Annotated in this window: 24 protein-coding genes; 13 read left to right on the plus strand and 11 right to left on the minus strand. The window is 66.4% G+C overall.

The window, feature by feature from the left end:
- Window positions 1-73 precede the first annotated feature (73 nt).
- A complete protein-coding gene (locus CSW63_RS13080; protein WP_062099691.1) occupies window positions 74-883 on the plus strand; it encodes a hypothetical protein in 810 nt (269 codons plus the stop codon).
- Window positions 884-951: 68 nt separating this feature from the next.
- Here the strand turns inward: CSW63_RS13080 and CSW63_RS13085 are convergent, their stop codons facing one another.
- Both CSW63_RS13085 and CSW63_RS13090 read right to left on the minus strand, forming a co-directional pair.
- A complete protein-coding gene (locus CSW63_RS13085; protein ID WP_062099690.1) occupies window positions 952-1,323 on the minus strand; it encodes a hypothetical protein in 372 nt (123 codons plus the stop codon).
- A 33-nt stretch (window positions 1,324-1,356) separates the two neighbouring features.
- Complete coding sequence (locus CSW63_RS13090) at window positions 1,357-2,169, minus strand: universal stress protein (protein WP_062099689.1); 813 nt, start codon at window positions 2,167-2,169, stop codon at window positions 1,357-1,359.
- Between the two features lie 106 nt (window positions 2,170-2,275).
- Here CSW63_RS13090 and CSW63_RS13095 point away from each other — a divergent pair, with 106 nt between their 5' ends.
- The 3 genes from CSW63_RS13095 (at window position 2,276) to CSW63_RS13105 (ending at window position 4,678) form a co-directional block, all read left to right on the plus strand.
- On the plus strand, window positions 2,276-2,920 hold the full coding sequence (locus CSW63_RS13095) for a YfbR-like 5'-deoxynucleotidase (protein WP_082749780.1): 645 nt from the start codon (window positions 2,276-2,278) through the stop codon (window positions 2,918-2,920).
- A 9-nt stretch (window positions 2,921-2,929) separates the two neighbouring features.
- Window positions 2,930-3,910, plus strand: a complete 981-nt coding sequence (locus CSW63_RS13100) for a hypothetical protein (RefSeq protein WP_062099688.1) — start codon at window positions 2,930-2,932, stop codon at window positions 3,908-3,910.
- A gap of 135 nt (window positions 3,911-4,045) precedes the next feature.
- The gene (locus tag CSW63_RS13105; RefSeq protein WP_062099687.1) at window positions 4,046-4,678 is read left to right on the plus strand and encodes an NAD(P)H-dependent oxidoreductase; all 633 of its coding nucleotides are present in this window, start codon (window positions 4,046-4,048) and stop codon (window positions 4,676-4,678) included.
- Window positions 4,679-4,713: 35 nt separating this feature from the next.
- Here the strand turns inward: CSW63_RS13105 and CSW63_RS13110 are convergent, their stop codons facing one another.
- The 3 genes from CSW63_RS13110 to CSW63_RS13120 all read right to left on the minus strand — a co-directional run bounded on the left by CSW63_RS13110 (window position 4,714) and on the right by CSW63_RS13120 (window position 6,658).
- Complete coding sequence (locus tag CSW63_RS13110; RefSeq protein WP_062099686.1) at window positions 4,714-5,616, minus strand: sterol desaturase family protein; 903 nt, start codon at window positions 5,614-5,616, stop codon at window positions 4,714-4,716.
- A complete protein-coding gene (locus CSW63_RS13115) occupies window positions 5,616-5,999 on the minus strand; it encodes a hypothetical protein (protein ID WP_062099685.1) in 384 nt (127 codons plus the stop codon). Before CSW63_RS13115 ends, CSW63_RS13110 begins: the two co-directional genes overlap by 1 nt.
- A gap of 125 nt (window positions 6,000-6,124) precedes the next feature.
- Entirely contained in the window at window positions 6,125-6,658 is a 534-nt protein-coding gene (locus tag CSW63_RS13120; RefSeq protein WP_062099684.1) for a porin family protein, read from the minus strand.
- A 238-nt stretch (window positions 6,659-6,896) separates the two neighbouring features.
- On the opposite strand from CSW63_RS13120, the gene CSW63_RS13125 reads away from it, so the two are divergent.
- From CSW63_RS13125 to recG, 6 genes are all read left to right on the plus strand, one after another.
- Entirely contained in the window at window positions 6,897-8,012 is a 1,116-nt protein-coding gene (locus CSW63_RS13125) for a beta-ketoacyl-ACP synthase III (RefSeq protein ID WP_062099683.1), read from the plus strand.
- 109 nt (window positions 8,013-8,121) lie between these two features.
- The gene (gene tcyJ / locus CSW63_RS13130; RefSeq protein ID WP_062099682.1) at window positions 8,122-8,907 is read left to right on the plus strand and encodes a cystine ABC transporter substrate-binding protein; all 786 of its coding nucleotides are present in this window, start codon (window positions 8,122-8,124) and stop codon (window positions 8,905-8,907) included.
- Between the two features lie 3 nt (window positions 8,908-8,910).
- Window positions 8,911-9,570, plus strand: coding sequence for a cystine ABC transporter permease (tcyL, locus tag CSW63_RS13135; RefSeq protein ID WP_062099681.1), 660 nt, complete (start codon window positions 8,911-8,913; stop codon window positions 9,568-9,570).
- Complete coding sequence (locus CSW63_RS13140; RefSeq protein ID WP_062099680.1) at window positions 9,567-10,307, plus strand: amino acid ABC transporter ATP-binding protein; 741 nt, start codon at window positions 9,567-9,569, stop codon at window positions 10,305-10,307. The genes tcyL and CSW63_RS13140 overlap by 4 nt, the downstream gene beginning before the upstream one ends.
- Window positions 10,308-10,372: 65 nt before the next feature.
- Window positions 10,373-10,675, plus strand: a complete 303-nt coding sequence (locus CSW63_RS13145; RefSeq protein WP_062099679.1) for a hypothetical protein — start codon at window positions 10,373-10,375, stop codon at window positions 10,673-10,675.
- Between the two features lie 40 nt (window positions 10,676-10,715).
- Window positions 10,716-12,797 carry an ATP-dependent DNA helicase RecG gene (gene recG / locus CSW63_RS13150; protein ID WP_062099678.1) on the plus strand — a complete coding sequence of 694 codons (2,082 nt, stop codon included), beginning with the start codon at window positions 10,716-10,718 and terminating at the stop codon, window positions 12,795-12,797.
- An 8-nt stretch (window positions 12,798-12,805) separates the two neighbouring features.
- On the opposite strand, the gene CSW63_RS13155 is transcribed toward recG, so the two are convergent.
- A complete protein-coding gene (locus CSW63_RS13155; RefSeq protein WP_062099677.1) occupies window positions 12,806-13,750 on the minus strand; it encodes a DUF808 domain-containing protein in 945 nt (314 codons plus the stop codon).
- Window positions 13,751-13,862: 112 nt separating this feature from the next.
- Between CSW63_RS13155 and CSW63_RS13160 the strand changes: the two genes are divergently transcribed.
- Both CSW63_RS13160 and CSW63_RS13165 read left to right on the plus strand, forming a co-directional pair.
- A complete protein-coding gene (locus CSW63_RS13160; protein ID WP_062099676.1) occupies window positions 13,863-14,831 on the plus strand; it encodes a phosphotransferase family protein in 969 nt (322 codons plus the stop codon).
- Window positions 14,828-15,208, plus strand: a complete 381-nt coding sequence (locus CSW63_RS13165) for a DUF6285 domain-containing protein (RefSeq protein ID WP_062099675.1) — start codon at window positions 14,828-14,830, stop codon at window positions 15,206-15,208. Before CSW63_RS13160 ends, CSW63_RS13165 begins: the two co-directional genes overlap by 4 nt.
- Here the strand turns inward: CSW63_RS13165 and CSW63_RS13170 are convergent.
- The 5 genes from CSW63_RS13170 to kdsA form a co-directional block, all read right to left on the minus strand.
- Window positions 15,173-16,327 carry a DUF3089 domain-containing protein gene (locus tag CSW63_RS13170; RefSeq protein ID WP_062099674.1) on the minus strand — a complete coding sequence of 385 codons (1,155 nt, stop codon included), beginning with the start codon at window positions 16,325-16,327 and terminating at the stop codon, window positions 15,173-15,175. The two genes, CSW63_RS13165 and CSW63_RS13170, sit on opposite strands and share 36 nt — an antisense overlap.
- 31 nt (window positions 16,328-16,358) lie before the next feature.
- Window positions 16,359-17,561, minus strand: a complete 1,203-nt coding sequence (locus CSW63_RS13175; RefSeq protein ID WP_062099673.1) for an acetyl-CoA acetyltransferase — start codon at window positions 17,559-17,561, stop codon at window positions 16,359-16,361.
- A 10-nt stretch (window positions 17,562-17,571) separates the two neighbouring features.
- Window positions 17,572-19,038, minus strand: coding sequence for a hydroxymethylglutaryl-CoA synthase family protein (locus tag CSW63_RS13180; protein WP_062099672.1), 1,467 nt, complete (start codon window positions 19,036-19,038; stop codon window positions 17,572-17,574).
- A 100-nt stretch (window positions 19,039-19,138) separates the two neighbouring features.
- On the minus strand, window positions 19,139-20,140 hold the full coding sequence (gene rfaD / locus CSW63_RS13185; RefSeq protein ID WP_099503501.1) for an ADP-glyceromanno-heptose 6-epimerase: 1,002 nt from the start codon (window positions 20,138-20,140) through the stop codon (window positions 19,139-19,141).
- A gap of 2 nt (window positions 20,141-20,142) precedes the next feature.
- A complete protein-coding gene (kdsA, locus tag CSW63_RS13190) occupies window positions 20,143-21,006 on the minus strand; it encodes a 3-deoxy-8-phosphooctulonate synthase (protein WP_082749831.1) in 864 nt (287 codons plus the stop codon).
- Window positions 21,007-21,067: 61 nt separating this feature from the next.
- On the opposite strand from kdsA, the gene CSW63_RS13195 reads away from it, so the two are divergent.
- Window positions 21,068-22,519 carry a deoxyribodipyrimidine photo-lyase gene (locus tag CSW63_RS13195; protein WP_062099922.1) on the plus strand — a complete coding sequence of 484 codons (1,452 nt, stop codon included), beginning with the start codon at window positions 21,068-21,070 and terminating at the stop codon, window positions 22,517-22,519.
- Window positions 22,520-22,568: the final 49 nt, after the last annotated feature.

Raw genomic sequence — 22,568 nt, forward strand, 5'->3', positions numbered from 1 at the left:
ACCGGGAATTCACTGGACGCACGCTATACGCGCGACCAACGTCCAGGCTTCAAGGGAAGGCCAAAGGAACACCATGCGTCATTCGAAATGGCTGGTCGCCGCGCTGCTGGTTGGCGTGGGCGCCAGCGCATTGACCGCCTGCCAGCCCGGCGCGCCGGACAAGGACCACAGGGCAGAGCGGCGCCTGGGCAGGGAGCCCGTGCGCGCCATCGAGCGGCTGGACTGTCCCGAACGACAAGGCGGCCTGACTCGCTTGAGCGCCGCGCCGGACGGCCAGTCCTGCACCTACACCTCCAGCGAAGGGACGGTTGATCTGCGTCTTATTCGTTTGAACGGTGGAGACGCCGAAGCGGCGCTGGCTCCGATCGAGGCGGAACTCAAGGGCGTGATGCCCACGCCCCCCGCCCCGCCGGTCCCGCCCGAGACCAAGGATGGCAAGAACAAGACCAGCATCCATCTGCCGGGCATCAATATCGACGCCCACGGCGACAGCGCCGACATCCGGATCGGCCATCTGACCATCAACAGCGATGGCGGCGCGGCCGAAGTGAAGGTCAACAAGAACGTCAACATCAAGAGCGAAGGCGGCCAGGCGTCGGTCAATGTCGCTGCCAACGACGACCACGAAGGCGACGTCACGATCAAGGCCAATGACAACGGGGCGGAAATCCGCGCTCAGAAGGGCGGCGACGCGGTCCGCTCGACCCTGATCCTCGCCAACGACAAGGCGCCTAAGGGCTATCGCCTGGCCGGCTATGAAGCGCGCGGCCCCAAGGGCGGTCCTTTGGCCGTGGCCGTGGTCAAGGCCAAGAACCGCAACACCGACGATCATGACCTGTTCAAGGACATGAAGGCGCTGGTCCGCCACAACGTCGGCGGCTGACGGGAAAGCCAAATCCCGGCCGGGCAACCACCCGGCCGGGATGATAAAGCCAACGCCTACGCCGCCTATCAGAGCGGCGTGACTTCCATGACCTTGTAAGTCAGCGGTCGACCGTCCTCATCGGTGACGGTGACATATTCACCCAGCGCGAACCGATGCTCGCCCAGGCGATGCAATGGCTCGTCGTCCGACTCTTCCGCGGCGTCGTAGTCGAAGAACCAGCGCTGACCACGCTTGTTCAGCCGGCCATCGACCGCGTCCTCGGCAGGCGCGAAGCGTCGCACGCTGCAGGACGCCTTGACCTTGGCGTACTCACCCTCGTCGATGTGACCGTCGGCGGTGAGCGGCGCCGTCAGAGCGTAGCCGCGATGGTCGTCGCCGCCGGCGAACTCGGTGCCTGGGTTACGCGCCAGGCGCATGACGATGCGGGATAAGGACATCCAGCCTCCCTTTTCTTCTAGTCTTTCAGACGTCTAGTGCGACAGGAACAAGGACGGCCCTTCGCTGCCGAGTAACGTTCGGGTTGTCCCGCCAAAAATGAACTCCTGCAACCTCGGGTGACCGAACGCGCCGGCGACCAGGAGGTTCGCGTTCACGTCCTTGGCCGCGCCTAATAGAAGCGAGGCGGCGTCGCTGCTTCCTTCCAGCGTCCGCGCGCGGGCCGTCACCCCTCGCGCGGCAAGGAAGTCGACCAAACGACCAAGTTCGAACGCGCGCGACGAGGCGGCGGGCGCGCCGGCCACGATGACGGCGCTGGCCTTCTCAAGCAGCGGCAGCGCGGTGCGGACCGCCCGGCTGGCTTCCTTGCCGCCGTCCCAGGCCACAAGAGCGACGCCATCTGTCCGGAAGCCCGGCCGGGCGACCAAGGTGGGCCTTTGCTCGTCAGCGACCAGTTGCTGGAACGCTTCGGCCAGCGGCCCCTTGCCGCGCGCCGACGCATCATCGAACACGATGACGTCGGACAGGCGCCCCTCCATCGCCAGGCCCGCCCAGACCGGCGATTCCAGGGTGATGACGCGCGTGCGGCCATAGCCGAGGTCCGCAGCCAGCTTGCCAACCGCCTTCGCGCCCTCTTGAGCCGCTTCCTTGAGGCTTTCCAGCGCCGTAACCTGCACGCCGCCCATGAAGCCCTCGCCCATCCAAGGCATCAGGTCCGCCATGTCGGCGGGCGCATGGACACAGGCCAGTTCAGCCTTGAAGGCCGTCGCGAGGGTCGCGGCGGAGGTCAGGACGCCTTGGTCGTTCGGGGTTCCGGCCAGCGGAACCATGATTCTCGCCCAACTCATGATCGAACTCCCTTTTGAGGGCATTTCCACAGATGACGGCGAACCGCTCATTGATCTTTCGCAACCGATGCGCCAGTCAACCGACTTCATCACAAGGAACGAACGCGTGGCCAAAGGGCTGCAAAGGGGCGGACCGCCCCGTGCATGGCAGAGAATGCTCTCCGGACGTCGGCTCGACCTGCTCGACCCGTCGCCGATGGATATCGAGATCGAGGACATCGCCCATGGTCTGGCGCGCGTCGCGCGCTGGAACGGACAGACCGTGGGCGAGCATGGCTTTTCGGTGGCCCAGCACAGCCTTGTGGTCGAAGAGATCGCCGCGCACATGAAGCCGGATCTGGAGCCGCGATGGCGCCTCGCGGCGCTACTGCACGACGCCAGCGAGTATGTGATAGGCGACATGATCAGCCCGTTCAAGGCGGCGCTGGGCGTCAGCTACAAGGATTTTGAGACCCGGCTGGAAGACGCGATCCACATCCGCTTCGGCCTGCCGGTAAAGACCCCCGCCCCGATCAAGAAGCTGATCAAGCAAGCCGACCGCGCCTGCGCCTTCTTCGAAGCCACCCAGCTGGCGGGCTTCGAGCGCGCCGAGTCCCTGACGATCTTCGGCGCTCCGCCGGCGGGGTATGATCTGCAGATCACGCCCCTGGCGCCCTTCGAGGCCCAGGCGCGCTATGTTCAGCGCTTCCATGTGCTGTCGCGCGCAGCGGGCTATGAGTCTGCGCCCGACGCGGCGTTTGAAACCGAGTAGCGGGGCGCGATGAACACGGCGGTCGTCATCGGTCTGTCAGCGGTGGTCGTGGCGATCCGCGACGGCGAGGCCGTTGTGCTGACCGTTCGGCCGCATGACGCCGTCACCGATATCGCCTCCCCGCTGTCCGGCCTGCCCTTCGGTCCTTTCGATCCCGAGGCGCACCGAACCTTTGAGCTGGGCCTGCGCGCCTTCGTGACCCAGCAGACCCGTTTCCAGCTGGGCTATGTCGAACAGCTCTACACCTTCGGCGACAAGGGCCGTGACGCGCCGCGCGCCGAGGTGGGGGCCGGCGCCGCTCGCGTGGTTTCGGTCGGCTACCTGGGCCTGACGCCCAAGGCGGTCGACACCGACGCGCCCGACACCGCCTGGGCCCCCTGGACCCGGTTCTTTCCCTGGGAGGACTGGCGCGCCGGCCGCCCTGCCCTGCTCGACGACGCCATCGCCCCGGCCCTGAAACGCTGGGCCGCCGACGACGCCGGCAAATGGTCTCGCGCGCGCCTGGCCTTCGCCCTGGACGGCGCGCCCTGGAACGAGGAACGGGTGCTGGAGCGCTACGAGCTGCTCTACGAGGCGGGCCTGGCGCCCGAAGCCGCCCGCGACCGCGCCCGCGCCGACGGCCAGGATCCCGCCGAACCTGCGGCGCTTTCGGCGGCCTTGGGCGAGCCGATGATTTCGGACCACCGGCGGATCCTGGCCACCGGCCTGTCGCGCCTCCGCGGCAAGATCAAGTACCGCCCCGTGGTGTTCGAGCTGACGCCGGAGGAGTTCACCCTCTCGACCCTGCAGCGCACGGTCGAAGCCATCGCCGGCGTGCCGCTGCACAAGCAGAACTTCCGCCGCGTGGTCGAGCGCGAGGAGCTGGTCGAGGGCCTGGGTCGCCTCGACGCCGAAACCGGCGGCCGCCCGGCGGAGCTGTTCCGTTTCCGCCGCGAGATGCTGGCGACGCGGCAAGCGACGGGGCTCTCGCTGCCACTCCTGCGGGACTAAGGGTCGTCATCGACAATCTGTGGTCTCAGCCCACACGCCGTCATCAAATTTTTGAAACCGTACTGGTTGCGATTTCGGTCGGCGACGCCACATCCGGGCTCTCACCGCTGCGCGCGGATCAAACGAGGGTTTCCTGTGCTGCTTGAAAAACTGAACTGGCGCTACGCCACCAAGAAGATGGATCCGACCAAGGTCGTCTCCGAGGACAAGGTCGAGCGGATCGTGGAAGCTGCACGATTGGCCCCGACGTCCAGCGGGCTGCAGCCCTTCGAGATCATCGTCCTCACAAACGCCGAGGTCCGCGAAAAGATCAAGGCTATCGGCTGGAACCAGAGCCCCATCACCGACGGCTCGCACCTGCTGGTCTTCGCGGCTTGGGATAACTACACCGCCGAGCGGATCAACCATATGTTCGACCTCGTCAACGAGGTGCGTGGTTTCCGGAACGAAGGCTGGGAAAACTATCGCCAGATGCTTCTGTCGACCTATCCGCAGCGCGACGCCGAGACGAACTTCGAGCACGCCGCCCGCCAGGCCTACATCGCGTTTGGCCTCGCCTTGGCTCAGGCGGCCTTTGAGGGCGTCGATGCGACCCCGATGGAAGGTTTCGATCCCAAGGCTCTGGACGAGATCCTCGGCCTCCGGGAGCGCGGACTGCGCTCGGTGACGATTGCCCCGCTAGGCTATCGTCAGGCCGAGGGCGACTGGCTGGTGAACCTGCAGAAGGTCCGTCGCCCGCGCGACCAGTTTGTCACCGAGGTGAAATAACCTAGACGGGTCGAGCGCCCCGACAGGGGCGCTCGCTACTCAGCCTCCACCCGCGCCCGCCACTTGGCCTTGAGCGTGTGGGAGGTGTCGCGCGACCCATCCGGGCTCCAGCCCGGCGGGCCGAACACATAGCCCAGCGCCTCCTTGGGCGACTTTGAGTTCGCGACGTCCTTGGCGATGCCGACCCACTCGTGGAAGACGTTGTGCAACAGGTTGAAGTTGCCGAGGTTCTTAACCGTGCCATAGCGGCAGGGCTCCTCGTCGACCTCGGGGATGAAGGTGCCGAACATCCGGTCCCAGATGATCAGGATGCCCGCGTAGTTGGCGTCCAGATAGCGCGGATTGCGCGCGTGGTGGACGCGGTGATGCGAGGGGGTGTTGAACACCGCCTCGAACCAGCGCGGCATGCGCCCCACCGCCTCGGTGTGGATCCAAAATTGGTAGACGAGGCTGATCCCCTTCTGGATCGCCACCATGGCCGGCGGGAAGCCCAGGAACGACAGCGGCAGCCAAAGCAGCCACGTTCCGGCGACGCCGCCGGTCCAGGTCTGCCGCAGGGCGGTCGACAGGTTGTAGTGGGTCGAGGTGTGGTGGTTGACGTGGCTCGCCCACCAGAACCGCCGTTCGTGCGCGAGACGGTGGAACCAGTAGTAGGTCAGGTCCTCCAGGAAGAAGACCGCGACCCAGGCCCAGACCGCCGTCATCGGGATCGTGAACAGACGGTGCTGGTAGACCCAGACGGTGGTGGCGAACACGACGCCGCCGAACAGCACCCCAGCGATCGTGCTGCCCAGGCCCATGCTGAGCGACATGGCCGTATCGCGCGTCTCGTAATTGGCCTTGGCCTTGCCGAAGCGGCCGAGCAGAATTTCCAGGATGATGGCCAGCACGAAGAACGGGATCGCCAGCTGGACGGGGTCAAAGGGGGCTTTCAGCATCAGGAGAGCTCTTTCGGCGGCCAGACGTCGTCCCTGACGGCAAAGGTGGGACGGGCGTCGGAGACCCGGACTGTTACGCGTCCGCCGGTCGGCTTCAGAGACGCCACGGCGCTCCACGGAAGGTCGCGGGCGACATAGCCGTCGCCACGCTTGTAGAGGACCAGCGCGAGTTCTCCGTCCCGCGCGATCAGGCCCGCGCCATCGGAAGCAATCCAGGTGGCCTTGGGACGATGATCGGGGAATTCGACATCTAGCAGCGCCTTGGCCGAGGCGGCGTCCAGCGGAGGCGTGGGGCGGGCCACGCCTAGCCAGCGAACGAACGCCACCAGCAGCGCCACGGCGACGAGTGAGCCGCCCAACTGAATCACTAGCGCCTTGTCCAAGACCGACGCATCCCCCCGTAACTTATTGCCGTTCAGATTGACGACCGAGGGATCGTCGTCAAGCGCCCAAAGAAAATGGCGCGCCCCTAAGGACGCGCCACGCTCAGAACCTTGGCGCCCAGGTGTTAGAAGTGACGGACGTAGCCGACAGACACCGTGTTCGAGTTGAGGTCGCTCTTGGTGTACTCGGACTTCGTCCAGTCGGCGCGGATACCGTTCTTGCCATCCAGCTTGTACTCGGCGCCGACGCCATAGTTCCAGCTGTCACGGCTGCCGTCGAACTGCGTCGCGGCCGGGTTGTTGGTGCTGAATTTGGTCGTGCCGTAGCCGACCCGGGCGGTCAGATCCAGGTTGGGGTTCACGGGAAGATAGCCGACCGCATAGCCCGCGACCTGATGCTGCATCTTCACGCGGGCCGGACCGCCGGGCGTGTAGACCGTGTCGCTATCGACGCCGCCAGCGACCTCGCCCTCGACGCCAAAATAAGGCGTAAGCTTGGCGCCGACCCGCCCTTGAATTGCGCCGGTGTCAGCGCCCTTCGTCCGAGTTTGACCATAGTTCAGCGAACCATAGATGTCAGTCGAGCTCTGGGCCTGTGCGAACATCGGGGCCGCGAGAACCGAACCAGCGACCAGGGTAGCAGCGATGAGAGTTTTCATTCTTGTACTCCAATTCTACACGTACTCTTCAGCCCACTCAGCCATCCCCTGCTAGGCTCATAACGCGGCGACCATGCGGCGGTTCACGGTCCCGTTTGGGGCCATTGCGTGTCGATCGCCCGACCGAGGGTGGATGACGAGGCCGCCAACCGTGCTATCTACGGGCTCAAACAAGCGTCAGAACGCGAACCCGTCTCTCCTTCGAGCGAGGTCCGCGCGCATCATCGGGACCGTCGTCTTGCCGCAAGCCGTCATCGCCGCCACGGGGCTGTACACCCCACCCCACAGCATCTCGAACGCCGAACTGGTCGAGGCCTTCAACACCTTTGTCGAACGCTTCAACGCCGCCAACGCAGAGGCCATCGCGGCCGGCGAGGTGGTTGCGCTCGCCCCCTCCTCGCCCGAGTTCATTGAGAAAGCTTCGGGCATCAAGTCGCGCTTCGTGATGAACAAGAGCGGGATCGTCGATCCCGAGATCATGCGACCGATCATTCCCGAACGTCCGAACGAAGAAATCTCGATCCTCGCCGAAATGGCCGTGGAAGCCGCCAAGCAGGCGATCGAGCGCTGGGGCAAACCGGCGTCCGAGATCGGCGCGGTGATCTGCGCGGCTTCGAACATGCAGCGCGCCTATCCGGCCATGGCCATCGAGGTCCAGCAGGCGCTGGGCATCGAAGGTTTCGCCTTCGACATGAACGTCGCCTGCTCGTCGGCGACCTTCGGCATCAAGACCGCCGCCGACTTCGTGACCAGCGGCAGCGCCAAGGCGGTGCTGATGGTCAATCCCGAGATCTGCTCGGGGCACCTCAACTTCCAGGACCGCGACAGCCACTTCATCTTCGGGGACGTCGCCACGGCCGTGATCATCGAGGACGCCGACCAGGCGCAGGGCGGCTGGGAGATCGTCGGCACGCGCCTGAAGACCCAGTTCTCGAACAACATCCGCAACAACTTCGGCTTCCTCAATCGCGCCGCGCCCGAGGGGATCGGGGCCAAGGACAAGCTCTTCGTCCAGGAAGGCCGCAAGGTGTTCCGCGAGGTGGTGCCGATGGTCAGCGAAATGATCGTCGAACACGCCAGGGACCTGGGCGTGGACCCGACCGGCCTCAAGCGGCTGTGGCTGCACCAAGCCAATATCAACATGAACGAGATGATCGGTCGCAAGGTGCTGGGTCGGGATCCCGCGCCGGGCGAGAACGTCATCATTCTGGACGAGTACGCCAACACCAGCTCGGCCGGCTCGATCATCGCCTTCCACTCGGCCAATGACGACTTCGCCGCCGGCGAGACGGGCCTGATCTGCAGCTTTGGTGCGGGTTATTCGGCGGGCACGGTGTTCGTCCGCAAGCGCTGAACCCGACCCATCGACCACGGCGCGTCCTCGCCGTGGCAAGGTTCAGGCTAGCGGAGCGCGCGCGCCTGTATAGAAATGCGCGTGACTGTTTCGCCGTAAGGTCCGTTCGATGCGATTCCCTGCCCGCCGCGCCGTTCTCTCCGGCCTTGGCCTCGCCGTGCTGGCCGCTTGCGGCAAGAAGCCCGATGACGGCGCCAGCGGCTGGGAACGGATCAAGGCCTCCGGCAAGTTGCGCGTGGGCCTGGAAGGGACGTATCCGCCCTTCAACTTCCAGGACAAGTCCGGTCAGTTGGCCGGATTCGAGGTCGATTTCGCCAAGGCGCTAGCCCAGCAGCTGGGTCTGAAGGTCGAGTTCAGCCCGGCCCCGTTCGCCGGCCTGCTGGGCTCTCTGGAATCGGGCCGTGTCGACGTGGTGATCAACCAGATCACCATCACCCCCGACCGTCAGGCCAAGTACGACTTCTCCGAGCCCTACACCGTCTCGGGCATCCAGATTATCGCGTTGAAGGGCAAACCTGCGCCGACGGGTCCGGAGGATCTTGCCGGCAAGAAGGTCGGGGTGGGGCTGGGCACGAACTACGAGCAGTGGGTTCGCGCCAATGTTCCCAGCGCGGACGTGCGGACCTATGACGACGATCCGACCAAGTACCAGGACCTGCGCGCGGGCCGTATCGACGCGGTACTGAACGATCGTCTTGTCGCCGCCGACTTCGTGAAGACCTCGCCGGAATTCGTGGCTTCCGGCCAGCCGTTCGCCGCCCAAGGGTCGGGCGTGGCGATGAAAAAGGACCCGGGCCTAAAGATCGTGATCAATCAAGCCATCGACGCCCTGCGCGCCAACGGCAAGCTCGCCGCGATCTCGCAGCAGTGGTTTGGCATGGACGTCACGCACTAGCCGATGGACACCAGCCTCGATCTGTTGCGCCAATCCGCGCCGCTTCTTCTAAAGGGCGCGTCTTACACGATCGTCCTGAGCGTCCTCGGCATGAGCATCGGGGTCGTTCTGGGCTTCGGGCTCGCCCTGATGCGCCTGTCGCGGTCGGCGCTGCTGAGATGGCCGGCGGGCGTCTATGTGTCGGCGTTTCGCGGCACACCCCTGCTGGTGCAACTGTTCCTGATCTATTACGGCCTGCCGCAATTTGGCCTGGAGATGCCGCCGCTGCTGGCGGCGGGCATCGGCTTTTCGCTGAACGTGGCCGCCTATAGTTGCGAGATCCTGCGCAGCGCCTTAGCCGCTGTCGACAAGGGCCAGTGGGAAGCCGCCAGCGTGCTGGGCATGAGCCGGGGTCAGGCCCTGCGCCGTGTGATCCTGCCCCAGGCGGCCCGCACCGCCGTCGCGCCGCTTTCCAACAGCTTCATCAGCCTCGTGAAGGACACCTCACTGGCCGCGACCATCCAGGTGCCCGAGTTGTTCCGCCAGGCGCAGTTGATCACCGCCCGAACCTACGAGATCTTCACGATGTATCTGGCTGCGGCGGCGATCTACTGGATCCTGTCCACGATGCTGGCGGCCGTGCAGACTCGCCTCGAACGTCGCGCAGCGGAGGGTCGCCGATGAGCGCGATCGACGCCAAGTCCCTGAAAAAGAGCTTCGGAGACACCCCTGTCCTGGCTGGCGTCGACCTGACCGTCTCCCCTGGCGAGGTCGTCGCGATCATTGGGCCCAGTGGGTCGGGCAAGAGCACCCTGCTCCGCTGCCTTGCGGGCCTTGAGCCGTTGAACGGCGGCCACCTGACGATTGCGGGCGTCACCGCCGACGCCAAAGTCGCCCTGGCCAAGACGCTGAACGGTCGAGTCGGGTTTGTCTTTCAGAGCTTCAACCTGTTTCCGCACCGGACAGCGCTGGAAAACGTGATCGAAGGTCCGATCGTCGTCCGCAAGCAGCCCCCCGCCCAAGCCCGCGCGAAGGCTTTGGCCCTGCTGGAAAAGGTCGGATTGTCGGATCGCGCGAACGCCTATCCCGCCGCATTGTCGGGCGGCCAGCAACAGCGCTGCGCCATCGCGCGCGCCCTGGCCATGGATCCCGAAGTCATTCTCTTCGACGAGCCCACGTCCGCTCTGGATCCTGAACTGGTGGGCGAGGTGCTGGCGGTTATCCGAGACCTGGCCGTCGAGAAGCGCACCATGGTGATCGTCACTCACCAGATGGATTTCGCCCGAGACGTGGCCGATCGCACGATTTTCATGGACGGCGGCGTGATCGTCGAGCAAGGACCGTCTCGTCGGCTCCTCGCATCGCCGCGCGAAGAGCGGACCCGGCGCTTCCTGGCCAGATCGGGCGTTCTCCAGCCATAATTTGGCCCACGGGACGCGTCACGACCTGACCGTCTACGCCGGGTGGCTTTTTTGGCGAGGACTGCGTGAAGCCTTATATCGAACTCAAGGGCGCCTCGGGCGCCGTCTACCGCTACAAGCTGGCCGAAAACGGCGAGCCCGGCACAACGATCGCCGGCAACTTCGTCTATGTCGACGCCAAGGGCGCGGTGGTGTTCGCCGGTCAGGCCAACAATCTGGTGGACGCCAAGGCCCGCTGGTCGGAAGCCTATTCGCGGTATGGGGCCACCTGGCTCTACACCCGACTCAATGTGTCCGGCGCTTCGCGCGCGGAAGAGTATTCCGACCTGGTGATCGCCCTTCAGCCGGCGATGAATCAGGCGGACTAGGCTCGCCCGCCGGGCGCCGACGCGGCTATGGTCGCATCGAATGCGCCCGGAGATTCTTTTCCCCCTGTTCACCGCCGTGTCCACGCTCAAGGGCGTGGGTCCCAGGGTCGCGCCGCTGGTCGAAAGACTGGCCGGCCCGATCGTGCGCGACGTGTTGTTCACCGCGCCCACGGGCCTGATCCGGCGAACCCCGACCACCGTCGATCAGGCCGTCGAGAACCAAGTTCAGACCTTTCTGGTCACGATCGACAGTCATCAGCCGCCGCATCGCCTGGGACAGCCCTGGAAGATCCGGGCCTGGGACGGAACGGGGTTTCTCACCCTGGTCTGGTTCAAGGGCCACGGGCCGCATCTGGAACGCCAGCACCCTAAGGGCGCGCGCCGCGCGGTCAGCGGCAAGGTCGAACGCCCTGAAGGCTTCGCCTCCGAACTGCAGATCGCTCACCCGGATTACATCGTCGCCGAGGAGAAGGCCGGCGGTATTCCGCTGGTCGAAACCGTTTATCCGGCCACCCAGGGCCTGCCTTCCCGAACCTTCCGCAAGTTCGCGCTGGAATCGCTTGAACGCGCCCCTTCGTTGCCGGAGTGGCAGGACGCCGCTTGGCGCGAACGCGAGAAACTGCCCAGCTGGCGCGAGGCGCTGGCGGCGCTCCACGCGCCCACCGGCGAGGCCGACCTGTCGCCCCTGGCGCGGCCGCGCCGACGTCTGGCCTATGACGAACTGCTGGCGCACCAACTGGCCTTGGCCCAACGCAAGGCCGCCCGCAGGTCACATCCCGGCCCGCGCATCCCGGCGGGCCCGCTGGCGGACGCCGCCGAGAAGGCCCTGCCCTTCCGATTGACCGGAGCACAAATCCGCGCCCTCTCCGAAGTCCGGGGCGATCTGGCGTCCGGCGAACGAATGAGTCGCCTGCTGCAGGGCGATGTGGGCTCGGGCAAGACCGTGGTGGCGATGCTAGCCATGGCCGACGCCGCCAGTGCGGGGCTGCAGTCGGCCTTGATGGCTCCGACGGAAATCCTGGCGCGCCAGCACTTCGAGACCATCGCCGCCCCTCTGGAAGCGCTGGGCCTGTCGGTGATCCTGCTGACGGGCCGAGACAAGGGGACGGCTCGTGCTGGCAAGCTAGCGGGCCTGGCGTCGGGCGCCCACCACATCGCCGTCGGCACCCACGCCCTGTTCCAGGACGATGTCGTCTTCCGATCCCTGGCCTTGACCATTATCGACGAGCAGCATCGCTTCGGGGTCAATGAACGCCGTCGCCTGCAAGACAAGGGGGACGGGGTCCACCTGCTGGCCATGTCCGCCACGCCGATCCCGCGCACGCTGGAACTGACGGTGTTTGGCGACCTGGACGTGTCCCGGATCGACGAGAAACCACCGGGACGCACGCCTGTCGCCACCCGCGCCGCGCCGACCTCGCGCGTACCGGAGATCATCGAGCGGCTGCGCGGGGCCATCTCAGGTGGGGCTCAGTCTTTCTGGATCTGCCCGCTGGTGTCGGAGTCCGAGAAGGTCGATCTACGCGCCGCCGAGGATCGCGCGGCCGACCTGGCCCGCCACTTGCCCGGCGTGGGCCTCGTCCACGGCCAGATGCCGCCGGCCGAGAAGGACTCGGTCATGCAACGTTTCGTCGACGGCGAGGTAAGTGTGCTGGTGGCGACCACGGTGGTCGAGGTCGGGGTCAATGTGCCCAACGCCAGCATCATGGTGATCGAGCACGCCGATCGCTTTGGCCTGGCCCAGCTTCACCAACTGCGGGGCCGGGTGGGCCGAGGGACGCGGGAGAGCGCGTGCGTACTGCTCTACGATCCCCCGCTGTCGGAGGTGGCCCAGCAGCGCCTCGACATCCTGCGTCGCAGCGACGATGGCTTCGAGATCGCCGAGAAGGACCTGGAGCTGCGTGGCGGCGGCGACCCGCTAGGCCTCAAGCAGAGCGGCTTTCCGGCCTATCGCTTGGCTGACCCCGTGGCCCACCGCGACCTTATCGCGGTCGCGGCCGACGACGCCCGCCTGATCCTGGCGCGCGATCCCGAGCTCTCCTCGCCACGGGGTCAGGCGCTGCGAACGCTGCAGGAGTTGTTCGATTGGAAGCCGGCCGCGCCCTTGAACGAGGCCGGCTAATCGGCTGTTCAATGCGCCTGAGCGCCCTTGCGATGATGCCAGAGGTGCATGATCCCCGCGAGCACGCCACCGATCGCCAGACCCACGACCGCCGAGCCTAGCGCGAAGGCCAGCCATCCTGCGACCGGCCCCACGATCGGGGCCTGGCCAGCCCAATGCGAAAGTCCCTCAACCCAGTGCGGGATCGGCGTCAGGTGGAACTTCTCCAGTCCGTGGACGATGATGCCGCCGCCCACCCAGAGCATGGCCGCCGTGCCGATCAAGGTCAGGGCCTCCATGGTCACCGGCATGGCCTTGACGAGGCCTCGGCCGAAGGCCTGAGCGCCCTTGTTCGGACGGCGAGACAGGTGAAGACCGATGTCATCCATCTTCACGATCAACGCGACCGCGCCATAAACGCCGATGGTGAGCAGAACGCCGACCAGAGCAAGCGCTGCGGCCTGCATGGCGAGCCCGAGGTTCGCGACCTCGGCCAGTGCGATGGCCATGATCTCACCCGACAGGATCAGATCGGTGCGGATCGCGCCATCGACCTTCTGCTTCTCCAGGGCCGGACCGCTGAGCGCGAGCTCCTCGATCGCTTCCCCCTCGGCCTGAGGCGTAAAGGCCTCGAGCACCTTCTCGGTCGCCTCGAAGGCCAGGTAGGCCCCACCGACCATCAGGATGGGCGTCACCGCCCAGGGGGCGAAGGCCGACAACAACAAGGCGCCCGGCAAAAGGAAAATCAGCTTGTTGCGTAGTGACCCCAGCGCGATCTTCCAGACGATCGGCAGCTCGCGGTCGGGCGTGAAACCCATCGCGTAACCCGGCGTCACGGCGGCGTCGTCGACCACCACGCCCACCGCCTTGGTCCCGGCCTTTCCCGCAGCGGCGCCGACGTCGTCCAGCGAGGCGGCGGCGATCTTGGTGATGGCCGCGACATCATCGAGCAGCGCGGCAAGGCCGGAGGGCATCGGAGATCCTGTGAGAAGCGCTTGAAGGCCTCGTTGCGTAAGGCGCGCCGCGCGTGTCGTAAAGTGCGGAGCCTCTTGCCTGACGCTGGGTGAAGACTGGAACGCTGATCTCATGGATGTCGCCACCGCTCTCGATCGCCTCGCGCCGCAGCTTTCACCGTCCGCGACCGGTGTGGTCAACGCGCGCCGTTTGTCTGGTGGCGCCAGCCTGGAAACCTGGGCCTTCGACCTCAGCGACGGAACGCCCCTGATCCTGCGTCGCAGGCCTGAGGCCGCGCTGCCCCGCGAAACCGCCCTCCCGCTGGCGTCGGAAGCGGCGCTGATCCGCGCGGCCGAGGCGGCCGGCGCACCGACCCCGACCGTGCTGCGGGTTTGCACGCCCGATGACCAACTGGGCGAGGCCTATGTCATGCGGCGGCTGGAGGGCGAGACCCTAGGCCGGCGCATCACGCGCGACGAAGCCTTTGCATCAGTCCGGCCCGGCCTGGCGCGACGCTGCGGCGAGGTTCTGGCGCGGATTCACGCTGCGCCGACGACCGATCTGCCGCCTCTGGCGACGTCGGACGCGCGCGGCGAGCTGGAGCGTTACGAAGCCATCTACCGCAGTCTCGAGGCCCGCCGCCCGATTCTGGAGGCCGCCTTCCGTTGGTTGGAAGCGGTCGCGCCGGCGCCCCCCGAACGGCCCGTTCTCGTCCACGGGGATTTCCGGAACGGCAATCTGATGATCCACCCCGAGCGCGGTCTCGTGGGCGTGCTCGACTGGGAGCTGGCGCACCTGGGCGATCCCGCCGAAGACCTGGGCTGGATCTGCGTCAACTCGTGGAGGTTTGGCGCGTGGCGCAGCCCCGTCGGCGGTTTTGGCGACTATGCCGAGCTGTTGGCCGGCCATGGCGGCGACATATCGCTGGACCGCGTCCAGTTCTGGCAGGCGCTGGGTTCGCTGAAATGGGCGGTGATGTGCCTGATGATGTACCAGAGCTTCGCAACAGGCGCAGACCCCTCGATCGAGCGCGCAATGATTGGCCGCCGGACCAGCGAGGCCGAGATTGACCTGGTGACCCTGATGGAGGGCGCAACGTGATCAGCCATCCTACCGCCGCGGAGCTGGCCGCAGGGTTGGCCGCCTTTGCAGCCGAACCCGCCACGCCTGGCGACGCGCGTCATGTCTTTCTCTCGCGTGTCGCCGAGAACGCGCGGGCGATTCTGGCGCGCGAAGCCGAGCACGGCGCCAGGCTGCAAGCCGAAGCGACCGAACGCCTGGCCGCCCTGCTGGGCCAGACGGGCGACTTCGAAACCCTGAACGATCAACTGTGCCAGGCGCTAAGGCAGAGCAAAATGGCGCCGCTGGCCCCGGAGCTGCTGGCTCACCTGCGAGCCACGGCTATCGGCCAGATCGCTATCGACCAGCCAAGCTATGGCGGGCTAGCCGCCTTGCTCGACGTTAGCGACAGGACTTAGCGGTCGACCGATCTGGACCTCGGCGCGCGCCAGGGCGTCGGCTTCGATGTCGGCATAGAACAGATTGAAGGCGGCGACCTTGCGCCGATCGGCCCAGGAGCCGCTGTCGCGCAATGCACTGGACTTGGGACGGCTGGTGCGCAGCAGGCCGTTCTCGCATCGCGCCGCCACCTGCCGCTGCAAGAACGCCGGACGAGCACCCCAGTCCAGACCTGTGGCGTTGGCCGCGCCGAGGTTCATCCGCGCCGGCGCGCGCTCAAGCGTCACACCGCCGAGCAGCGGATTGAAGCAAAGGGGCTGGCGATGCTCGAGATTCACCAGCTGATCGGCGCCGTCCCAGACCAGAGACCGTCCGGTAAGCTCCTGGGCGGCGCGGAAATCTCCCTCCTGCGCCGAGGCCCAGGCCGCGACGCAGCGGATTTGACCCCGACGTTCGCAGGCCGGCAGCGGCGCCTCGGGGCCGTACTCGTCGGCGGGCACAACAGTTTCGATCAGATAGGCGGCGACAAGTCGTCGCTTCAGCTCCGGCTTGCCGGCGATCTCCTCGCGCAACAGTCGCGCGGCCAGGGATCCCCCCTGTTCGACGCCGACGATCACGAAGGGACGGTCCTGACCGTAACGCGAGACATAAGCGCGGAAGGCCTGCAGCACGTCGCCATAGGCGAAGCGGCGGGCGTCGCGCGCGTCGTCGCGCAGGGTCAGATAGGTGTAGAGGCTGGCCTGACGATAACGAGGCGCAAACAGACGCCCCACCCGCTCGAACGGCCCCGCGTAGTTGGGCAGCACCACCCGCGACAGGAACCTCTGCGCCTTGGGCTGGTCGATGCCGCCATTCCAGTCGCGCCCACCGTCGAAGGTGGTGGGATGGACGAAGAACACGTCCACCGACGGATCGGCGGCTGTCGGCGTTTCGGCGCGCCCCGGCAGCAGGGCCCAGGCCTCGCGCTTGCCATAGTCCGGCGCGGGCGGCGGCTTGTAAGTCAGGAACGGGATCTTGGGATCGAGCGCGTTGCTGAGGATGTCGTAGCGCCAGATGAAGGCGGCCGCGAGGATCAGCGCCAGGAACAGCGCCGCCCCCGCGAAGATCCAGCGCTTGAAGCCTTTGAACGAGCCGCTCATGCGCTTGGGTTACACCAAGGCTTGGGCGGCTTTAAGCCCCTTCCTGGCCAATGATGGCGACTGAACAGACGTTGCTCGCCGGCGCGCCGCCCAGGTTGTGGGTCATGCCGAAAACCGGGTTGGCCAGCTGTCGCTCCCCCGCGCGGCCCTGAAGCTGCAGGTACATCTCGTAGAGCATCCGCAAGCCCGACGCGCCGATCGGGTGCCCAAAGCACTTCAGGCCGCCGTCGATCTGGCACGGCACGCCGCCGTCGGCGTCATAGAAGCCGTCCAGGACGTCACGCCAGCCCTTCCCCTCGGGCGAGATGAACAGGTCCTCCATCGTGACCAGCTCGGTGACGGAGAAGCAGTCGTGCACCTCCATCATCGAAATCTGCTCGCGCGGGCGCTCGATGCCGGCCTCCTTGTAGGCCTTGCCGGCGGCGATCCGGGCGGTGTGGAAGTGGCTACCGTCCCAGCCGTTGTACTGGCTCTCGTAGCCGTTCGAGACCGACAGCTGCAGGGCCTTCACGGTGACAAGATCGTGCTTGCCCAGCGCGCGGGCGATCTCCGGCGTGGTGACGATCGCCGCCGCCGCGCCGTCCGAGACGCCGCAGCAGTCGAACAGGCCCAGCGGTTCGGCGATCAGCGGCGCATTGAGGGCCTGCTCCTCGGTGATCGGCTTGCGCAGGTGGGCCTTGGGGTTCTTGGCGCCGTTGGCGTGGCTCTTGACCGAAACGTGGGCGATGGCGCGCTTGAGGTCTTCCTTCGAGACCCCATGCTTGGCGCGGTAGGCGCTGGCCAGCTGCGCGAAGTTTCCGGGCGCCGAGCCGTTCGGCATCACCTGCGGGCTGAGCGTGCCGGGATTGGCGACCGGCAGGCCGCCGTAGCCGGTGTCCTTCAGCTTCTCGACCCCGACCGCCAGGGCGATGTCGGCCGCGCCGGCCGCCACCGCATAGACCGCCCCCCGGAAGGCTTCTGAACCGGACGCGCAGAAGTTCTCGACCCGCGTCACGGCGATGTTGGGCAGTCGCAAGGCTATCGACAGCGGCGTGCCGCCTTTGCCCGAGCCGATCTCGTCGATGTGGGTGGAGAACCAGGCCGCGTCCAGCTGGGTCGGCTCAATGCCGGCGTCCTGCATGGCCTCCAGATAGGCTTCGACCATCAGGTCGTCAGGCCCGGCGTCCCAACGCTCGCCGAACTTGCTGCAGCCCATCCCGAGAATGGCGACCTTGTCGCGAATACCTTGAGGCATGTCGGTCTCCCTATTCGGCTGCTTGAGCGGTTTGCGCGGCGATGGCGGCCCGGTCGAGCGTGGCCTTCCAGAAGTAGCGGACGAAGCCGCGCTTCTCGTCGACCTCCTTGATGCGGAACACCATCCGCACCGGCAGGCCGGTCTCGACGTCGCCCGGCGAGACGTCAGTGATGTCCATCATGATTCGACCACCGCCCTCGAAGACGACCATCCCGTAGTGGTTCGGCGGAGCCATCGAAAACGTCAGATAATCAGCCGAGTAACTGAGAATGCTCGCACGACGTTCGGCGAACTTGTACGGCTCCTGGGTGTCGACAGCGGGATTGTTCGGGGCCACCGAGATGCGGGTGCGCGGGAACTGGATGACCCCCGTCTCGCGGCAGCGACCGCCCACAAGGCCCAGGATCATGTCCTCGTTGCGATAGAGGGTCGTCAGGGCCGTCTTGTTGTCCTTCTCGGCCCGCATGCCCTTGTCCCAGTCAATAAGGCCGTTGAAGGTCAGGAACTTCAGATAGTTGGTCTCGACTTCTCGATCCGCGAGCGAACCGGTTACGCCCCGCGCCGGACGCGCGCCCTGGCCCGTGGCGCGGAACACCAGGGCCTCAGCGCCCTGGCCGAACTGGGCGACCAGGATGACCTCGCCGGCCTTCGCCTGCTCCAACGCGTGGGCCAGCATGATCGGACCATGCGCGCAGCCCGCCTCGCCCATAACGGCGGCGAGGTTGTCGCGGACCGCCTCCGGCTTGATCCCGACCGACTTCGCCACGGTGGCGGCCATGCCGGCGAACGTCGACGGGAAGCAGAAATGATCGATATCCGAAGCACTTACCCCCGAAACCTCCAGCGCCTTGCGGATCGCCGGCGGGACCAGTTTGACGATGCCCTCGTCGCGGATCCAGCGCTCTTCCCAGTAGTAGTCAAAGCCCCCGTCATCACCGCGGAAGTGGTCGACGAAGTCATCGGTGATGCTGCCGCGTCCTAGGAACTCGGCCGCGCCGGGATCGTCAGAGATCATGAAGGCGGCCGCGCCGTCGCCGAAGTCCAGCTCCTGAGCCGAGACCGCACGGGCCTTGCGGTGTTCGCCCACCGCGACGAGAGAGGTTCCGCCCGCAGCCAGCGCCTGCCCCAGCGCCGTCAGCCCGCAACGCTGCGAGCCCGTCACGTCACTGGCCGTAATCGACTTCTCAAGGGTGAGCGCCGCCGAGACGACGCCCGCGTTCAGTCGGTCGGCGAACGGCGCGGTCGTCGAGGCGAAATAGAGGCTGCTGATGTGCGAGCGATCATCGTCGGGACCGAGGGCGTCGCGCGCCGCCTCGACCGCCATGGTCAGGGCGTCCTCGTCCCAGTTGGCCATGGATCGCTCGCCCTTGCCCTTGGCCTTGAGATTGGGCGCGACCCAGGCGTTGGCCTCGGTAACGGCCTTGCGGCTCAAACGCAATCGCGGCGCATAGGCGCCCCAGGCGGCGATGCCGACCATTTCTCGCTCCCTGCCTATCGGGCTCGACCCGACTTATCGGCGTTCAGCTTACGCTCGCGGAAATGGACGGCAACCGTGCCCCGACGTTAGCGGAACGCGCTCAGCGGTAGGGATCGTCGGTGTTCAGATAGCCGGCCACATAGTCGGCCACGCCGTCCTCCAGCGCGGTCATCGGGGCGTCGTAACCGGCGGCGCGCAGACGGCTCATGTCGGCCTGGGTGTAGTATTGGTACTTGCCGCGCAGCACCTCGGGCATGTCGATATAGGTGATGTCCGGCGCGCGGCCCGCCGCTTCGAAGGTGGCGACGGCGAGATCGCGGAACGAGCGCGCCTGGCCCGAGCCGAGATTGAAGACGCCGTTGACCGCCGGGCTCTTAGCCAGCCAGCCGACCACGTCGACCACGTCGCGGACATAGACGAAGTCGCGCAGTTGGCCGCCGTCCTCGTAGTCCGGGTGATGCGACTTGAAGAGCTTCACCCCCTCACCCGCCGCGATGCGCGGCCAGATCTGGGCCACGACCGACTTCATGCCGCCCTTGTGGTCCTCGTTGGGCCCGTAGACGTTGAAGAACTTCAGCCCCGCCCACTGCGCCGGCGCGCGGCCGCGCTGGGCCTCGCGCACTGCATAGATGTCGAACAGGGCCTTGGACCAGCCATAGGCGTTCAAGGGCCGCAGGGCCTGCAGCGAGGCCAGATCGTCCTTGCCATCAAAGCCCAGAGCGCCGTCGCCATAGGTGGCGGCCGACGAGGCGTAGATCAGGCGCTTGCCGCGCTGGGCGCACCAGTCCCACAGATCCCGCGAAAGCACGAAGTTGGACTGCACGATCTTGTCGGCGTCGATCTCGGTGGTCGAGGACACCGCGCCCATGTGGATCACGAGCTCAAGCTCGGCGCCGCGCTTGGCAAGCCAGTCGAACAACTGCTCGGGCGCGACGAAGTCGGCGATCGGATGCTTGGCGATGTTGCGCCACTTGCCGCTGGCCGCGTCGCGCAGGCGATCGCAGACCACGACATCCAACTCTGGGTCCTCGCAGAGCCGGGCGACGATGTTCGAACCGACGAAGCCGGCGCCGCCGGTGACCAGGACGATGCGGCGGCTCATGCTCAGGCGGCCTTGGTCAGGGCGTCGTAGCGCAGCAGGTTGGCGACCAGGGCCTCGAACTGGTTCATCGGCACCATGTTCGGACCGTCCGACGGCGCGTTGTCCGGATCGGGATGGGTCTCGATGAAGACGCAGGCCACACCGACGGCGACGGCGGCGCGGGCCAGGGTCGGCACGAACTCGCGCTGACCGCCCGAGGACGTGCCCTGCCCGCCCGGCTGCTGCACGCTGTGGGTGGCGTCGAACACCACGGGGCAGCCGATCTCTTTCATGATCGGCAGGGCGCGCATGTCGCTGACCAGGGTGTTGTAGCCGAACGAGGCGCCGCGCTCGCAGGCCATGACGTTGGGGTTGCCCGCGCCCGTGACCTTGGCGATCACGTTCTTCATATCCCACGGCGCCAGAAACTGGCCCTTCTTGATATTGATCGCGCGGCCGGTGTTGGCGGCGGCGACCAGCAAGTCGGTCTGGCGACACAGGAAGGCCGGGATCTGGATGACATCGACGGCCTCGGCCACGATCGGACAGTGGCTGGTCTCGTGCACGTCGGTCAGGGTCGGCAGGCCGGTGACCTCGCGGATCTCCTGGAAGATCGGGAGGCTGTCCTTCAGGCCGATGCCGCGCTGGGCGTTGGCCGAGGTGCGGTTAGCCTTGTCGTAGGAGGTCTTGTAGATCAGGCCGACGCCGAGCCGGTCGGCCATTTCCTTCAACGCATGCGCTGTTTCCAGGGCGTGCTGGCGGCTCTCCATCTGGCAGGGCCCGGCGATGATCGAGAGCTTCTCACCGTTGCCGATACGAACGGGCGCGCCGTTCGGCGTCTTGATCTTGACGACGGCGTTGGGGGCGACGGCTTTCGGCTGATCCACGGCGGCTATTCCAGCGTATTAGGGCTTCGGGCGCCCCAGAGGTGACCCTTAGGACGAGACGGTGCAAGTGCGGAACGACTCTGGCGACAGCAAGGCGGGCTCCGGCGCCGTCATCGTATGGTTTCGCAAGGACCTGCGCATAGCCGACAATCCGGCTCTGCGCCATGCTGCGGAGACCGGCCGCCCGGTGATCCCGCTCTACATTCTCGACGAGACGCCCGGCGTGCGCCCGATGGGCGGCGCTTCGCTCTGGTGGCTCGACAAGTCTCTCAAGAGCCTTGCAGAGAGCCTGAAGGCCCTGGGAGCCCCCCTCGTGCTCCGCAAGGGCGTCGCAGCGCAGGTGCTCGATGAGGTCATTGCGCAATCCGGCGCGACCTGCGTGCTGTGGAACCGACTCTACGATCAGGCCTCCGTAGACCGAGACGCCGCGATCAAGGCCGCGCTCAAGGATCGCGGCGTCGATTGCCAGAGCTTCAACGCCAGCCTTCTGAACGAGCCCTGGACGATCAAGAACGGCTCGGGCCAGCCCTACAAGGTCTTCACCCCGTACTGGCGCGCCGCACGGGAGCACCTGACCGATGTTGCGGTCGCGCCGGCGCCCGACCGCCTTGTCGCGCCGGCACAACTGCCGCGCAGCGAAGACCTCGCGAGTTGGAACCTGCACCCGACGAAGCCGGACTGGTCCAAGGGCTTCGACCTCTGGACGCCCGGCGAGCCCGGCGCTCATGCGCGGCTCGACGTGTTCCTGAAAGGAGCGATCAAAGGCTACGGCGACCAGCGCGACATCCCGGGGGTGGAAGCAACCTCCAGGCTCTCGCCGCATCTGCACTTCGGCGAGATCGGTCCGCGTCAGGTCTGGCTGGCGACGCGCAACGCCGCAGACCAAGGCGACATACCGGTCGTCGAGGCCGATAAGTTCCTGTCCGAGATCGGCTGGCGCGAGTTCAACCACTCGATCCTGTTTCATTGGCCCGAGATGCCCAGCCGAAACTTCAAGCCGGAGTTCGACAGTTTTCCCTGGATGAAGGATGACGGCGCACTAGAGGCCTGGAAGATGGGCCAGACCGGCTATCCGATCGTCGACGCAGGGATGCGCGAGCTTTGGGCCACCGGCTTCATGCATAATCGCGTGCGCATGATCGTAGCGTCGTTCCTGATCAAGCACTTGATGATCGACTGGCGCGAGGGCGAGGCCTGGTTCTGGGATACGCTGCTGGACGCCGATCTGGCCAACAACGTCGGCAATTGGCAGTGGACCGCCGGCAGCGGCGCGGACGCCGCGCCCTACTTCCGCATCTTCAATCCCATCGCCCAGGGCGAGAAGTTCGACCCCAAGGGCGACTATGTCCGACGCTGGGTTCCCGAGCTTCGCAGCGCTCCAGACGAGGTTATCCACAAGCCGTGGACCAAGCCCCTGCATCTGACGGCCGGCGCCAAACGTCTCTATAGTCGACCGATCGTGGACCACGCCAAGGCGCGGGAACGCGCGCTGGAGGCCTATCACAGCCTCTAGCTGAGCGCGGGGGTTTACGGCGCGGTCGTCGAAGGCGTTAATGAACGCG

The sequence above is a fragment of the Caulobacter sp. FWC26 genome (genome assembly GCF_002742645.2).
GTDB lineage: Bacteria > Pseudomonadota > Alphaproteobacteria > Caulobacterales > Caulobacteraceae > Caulobacter.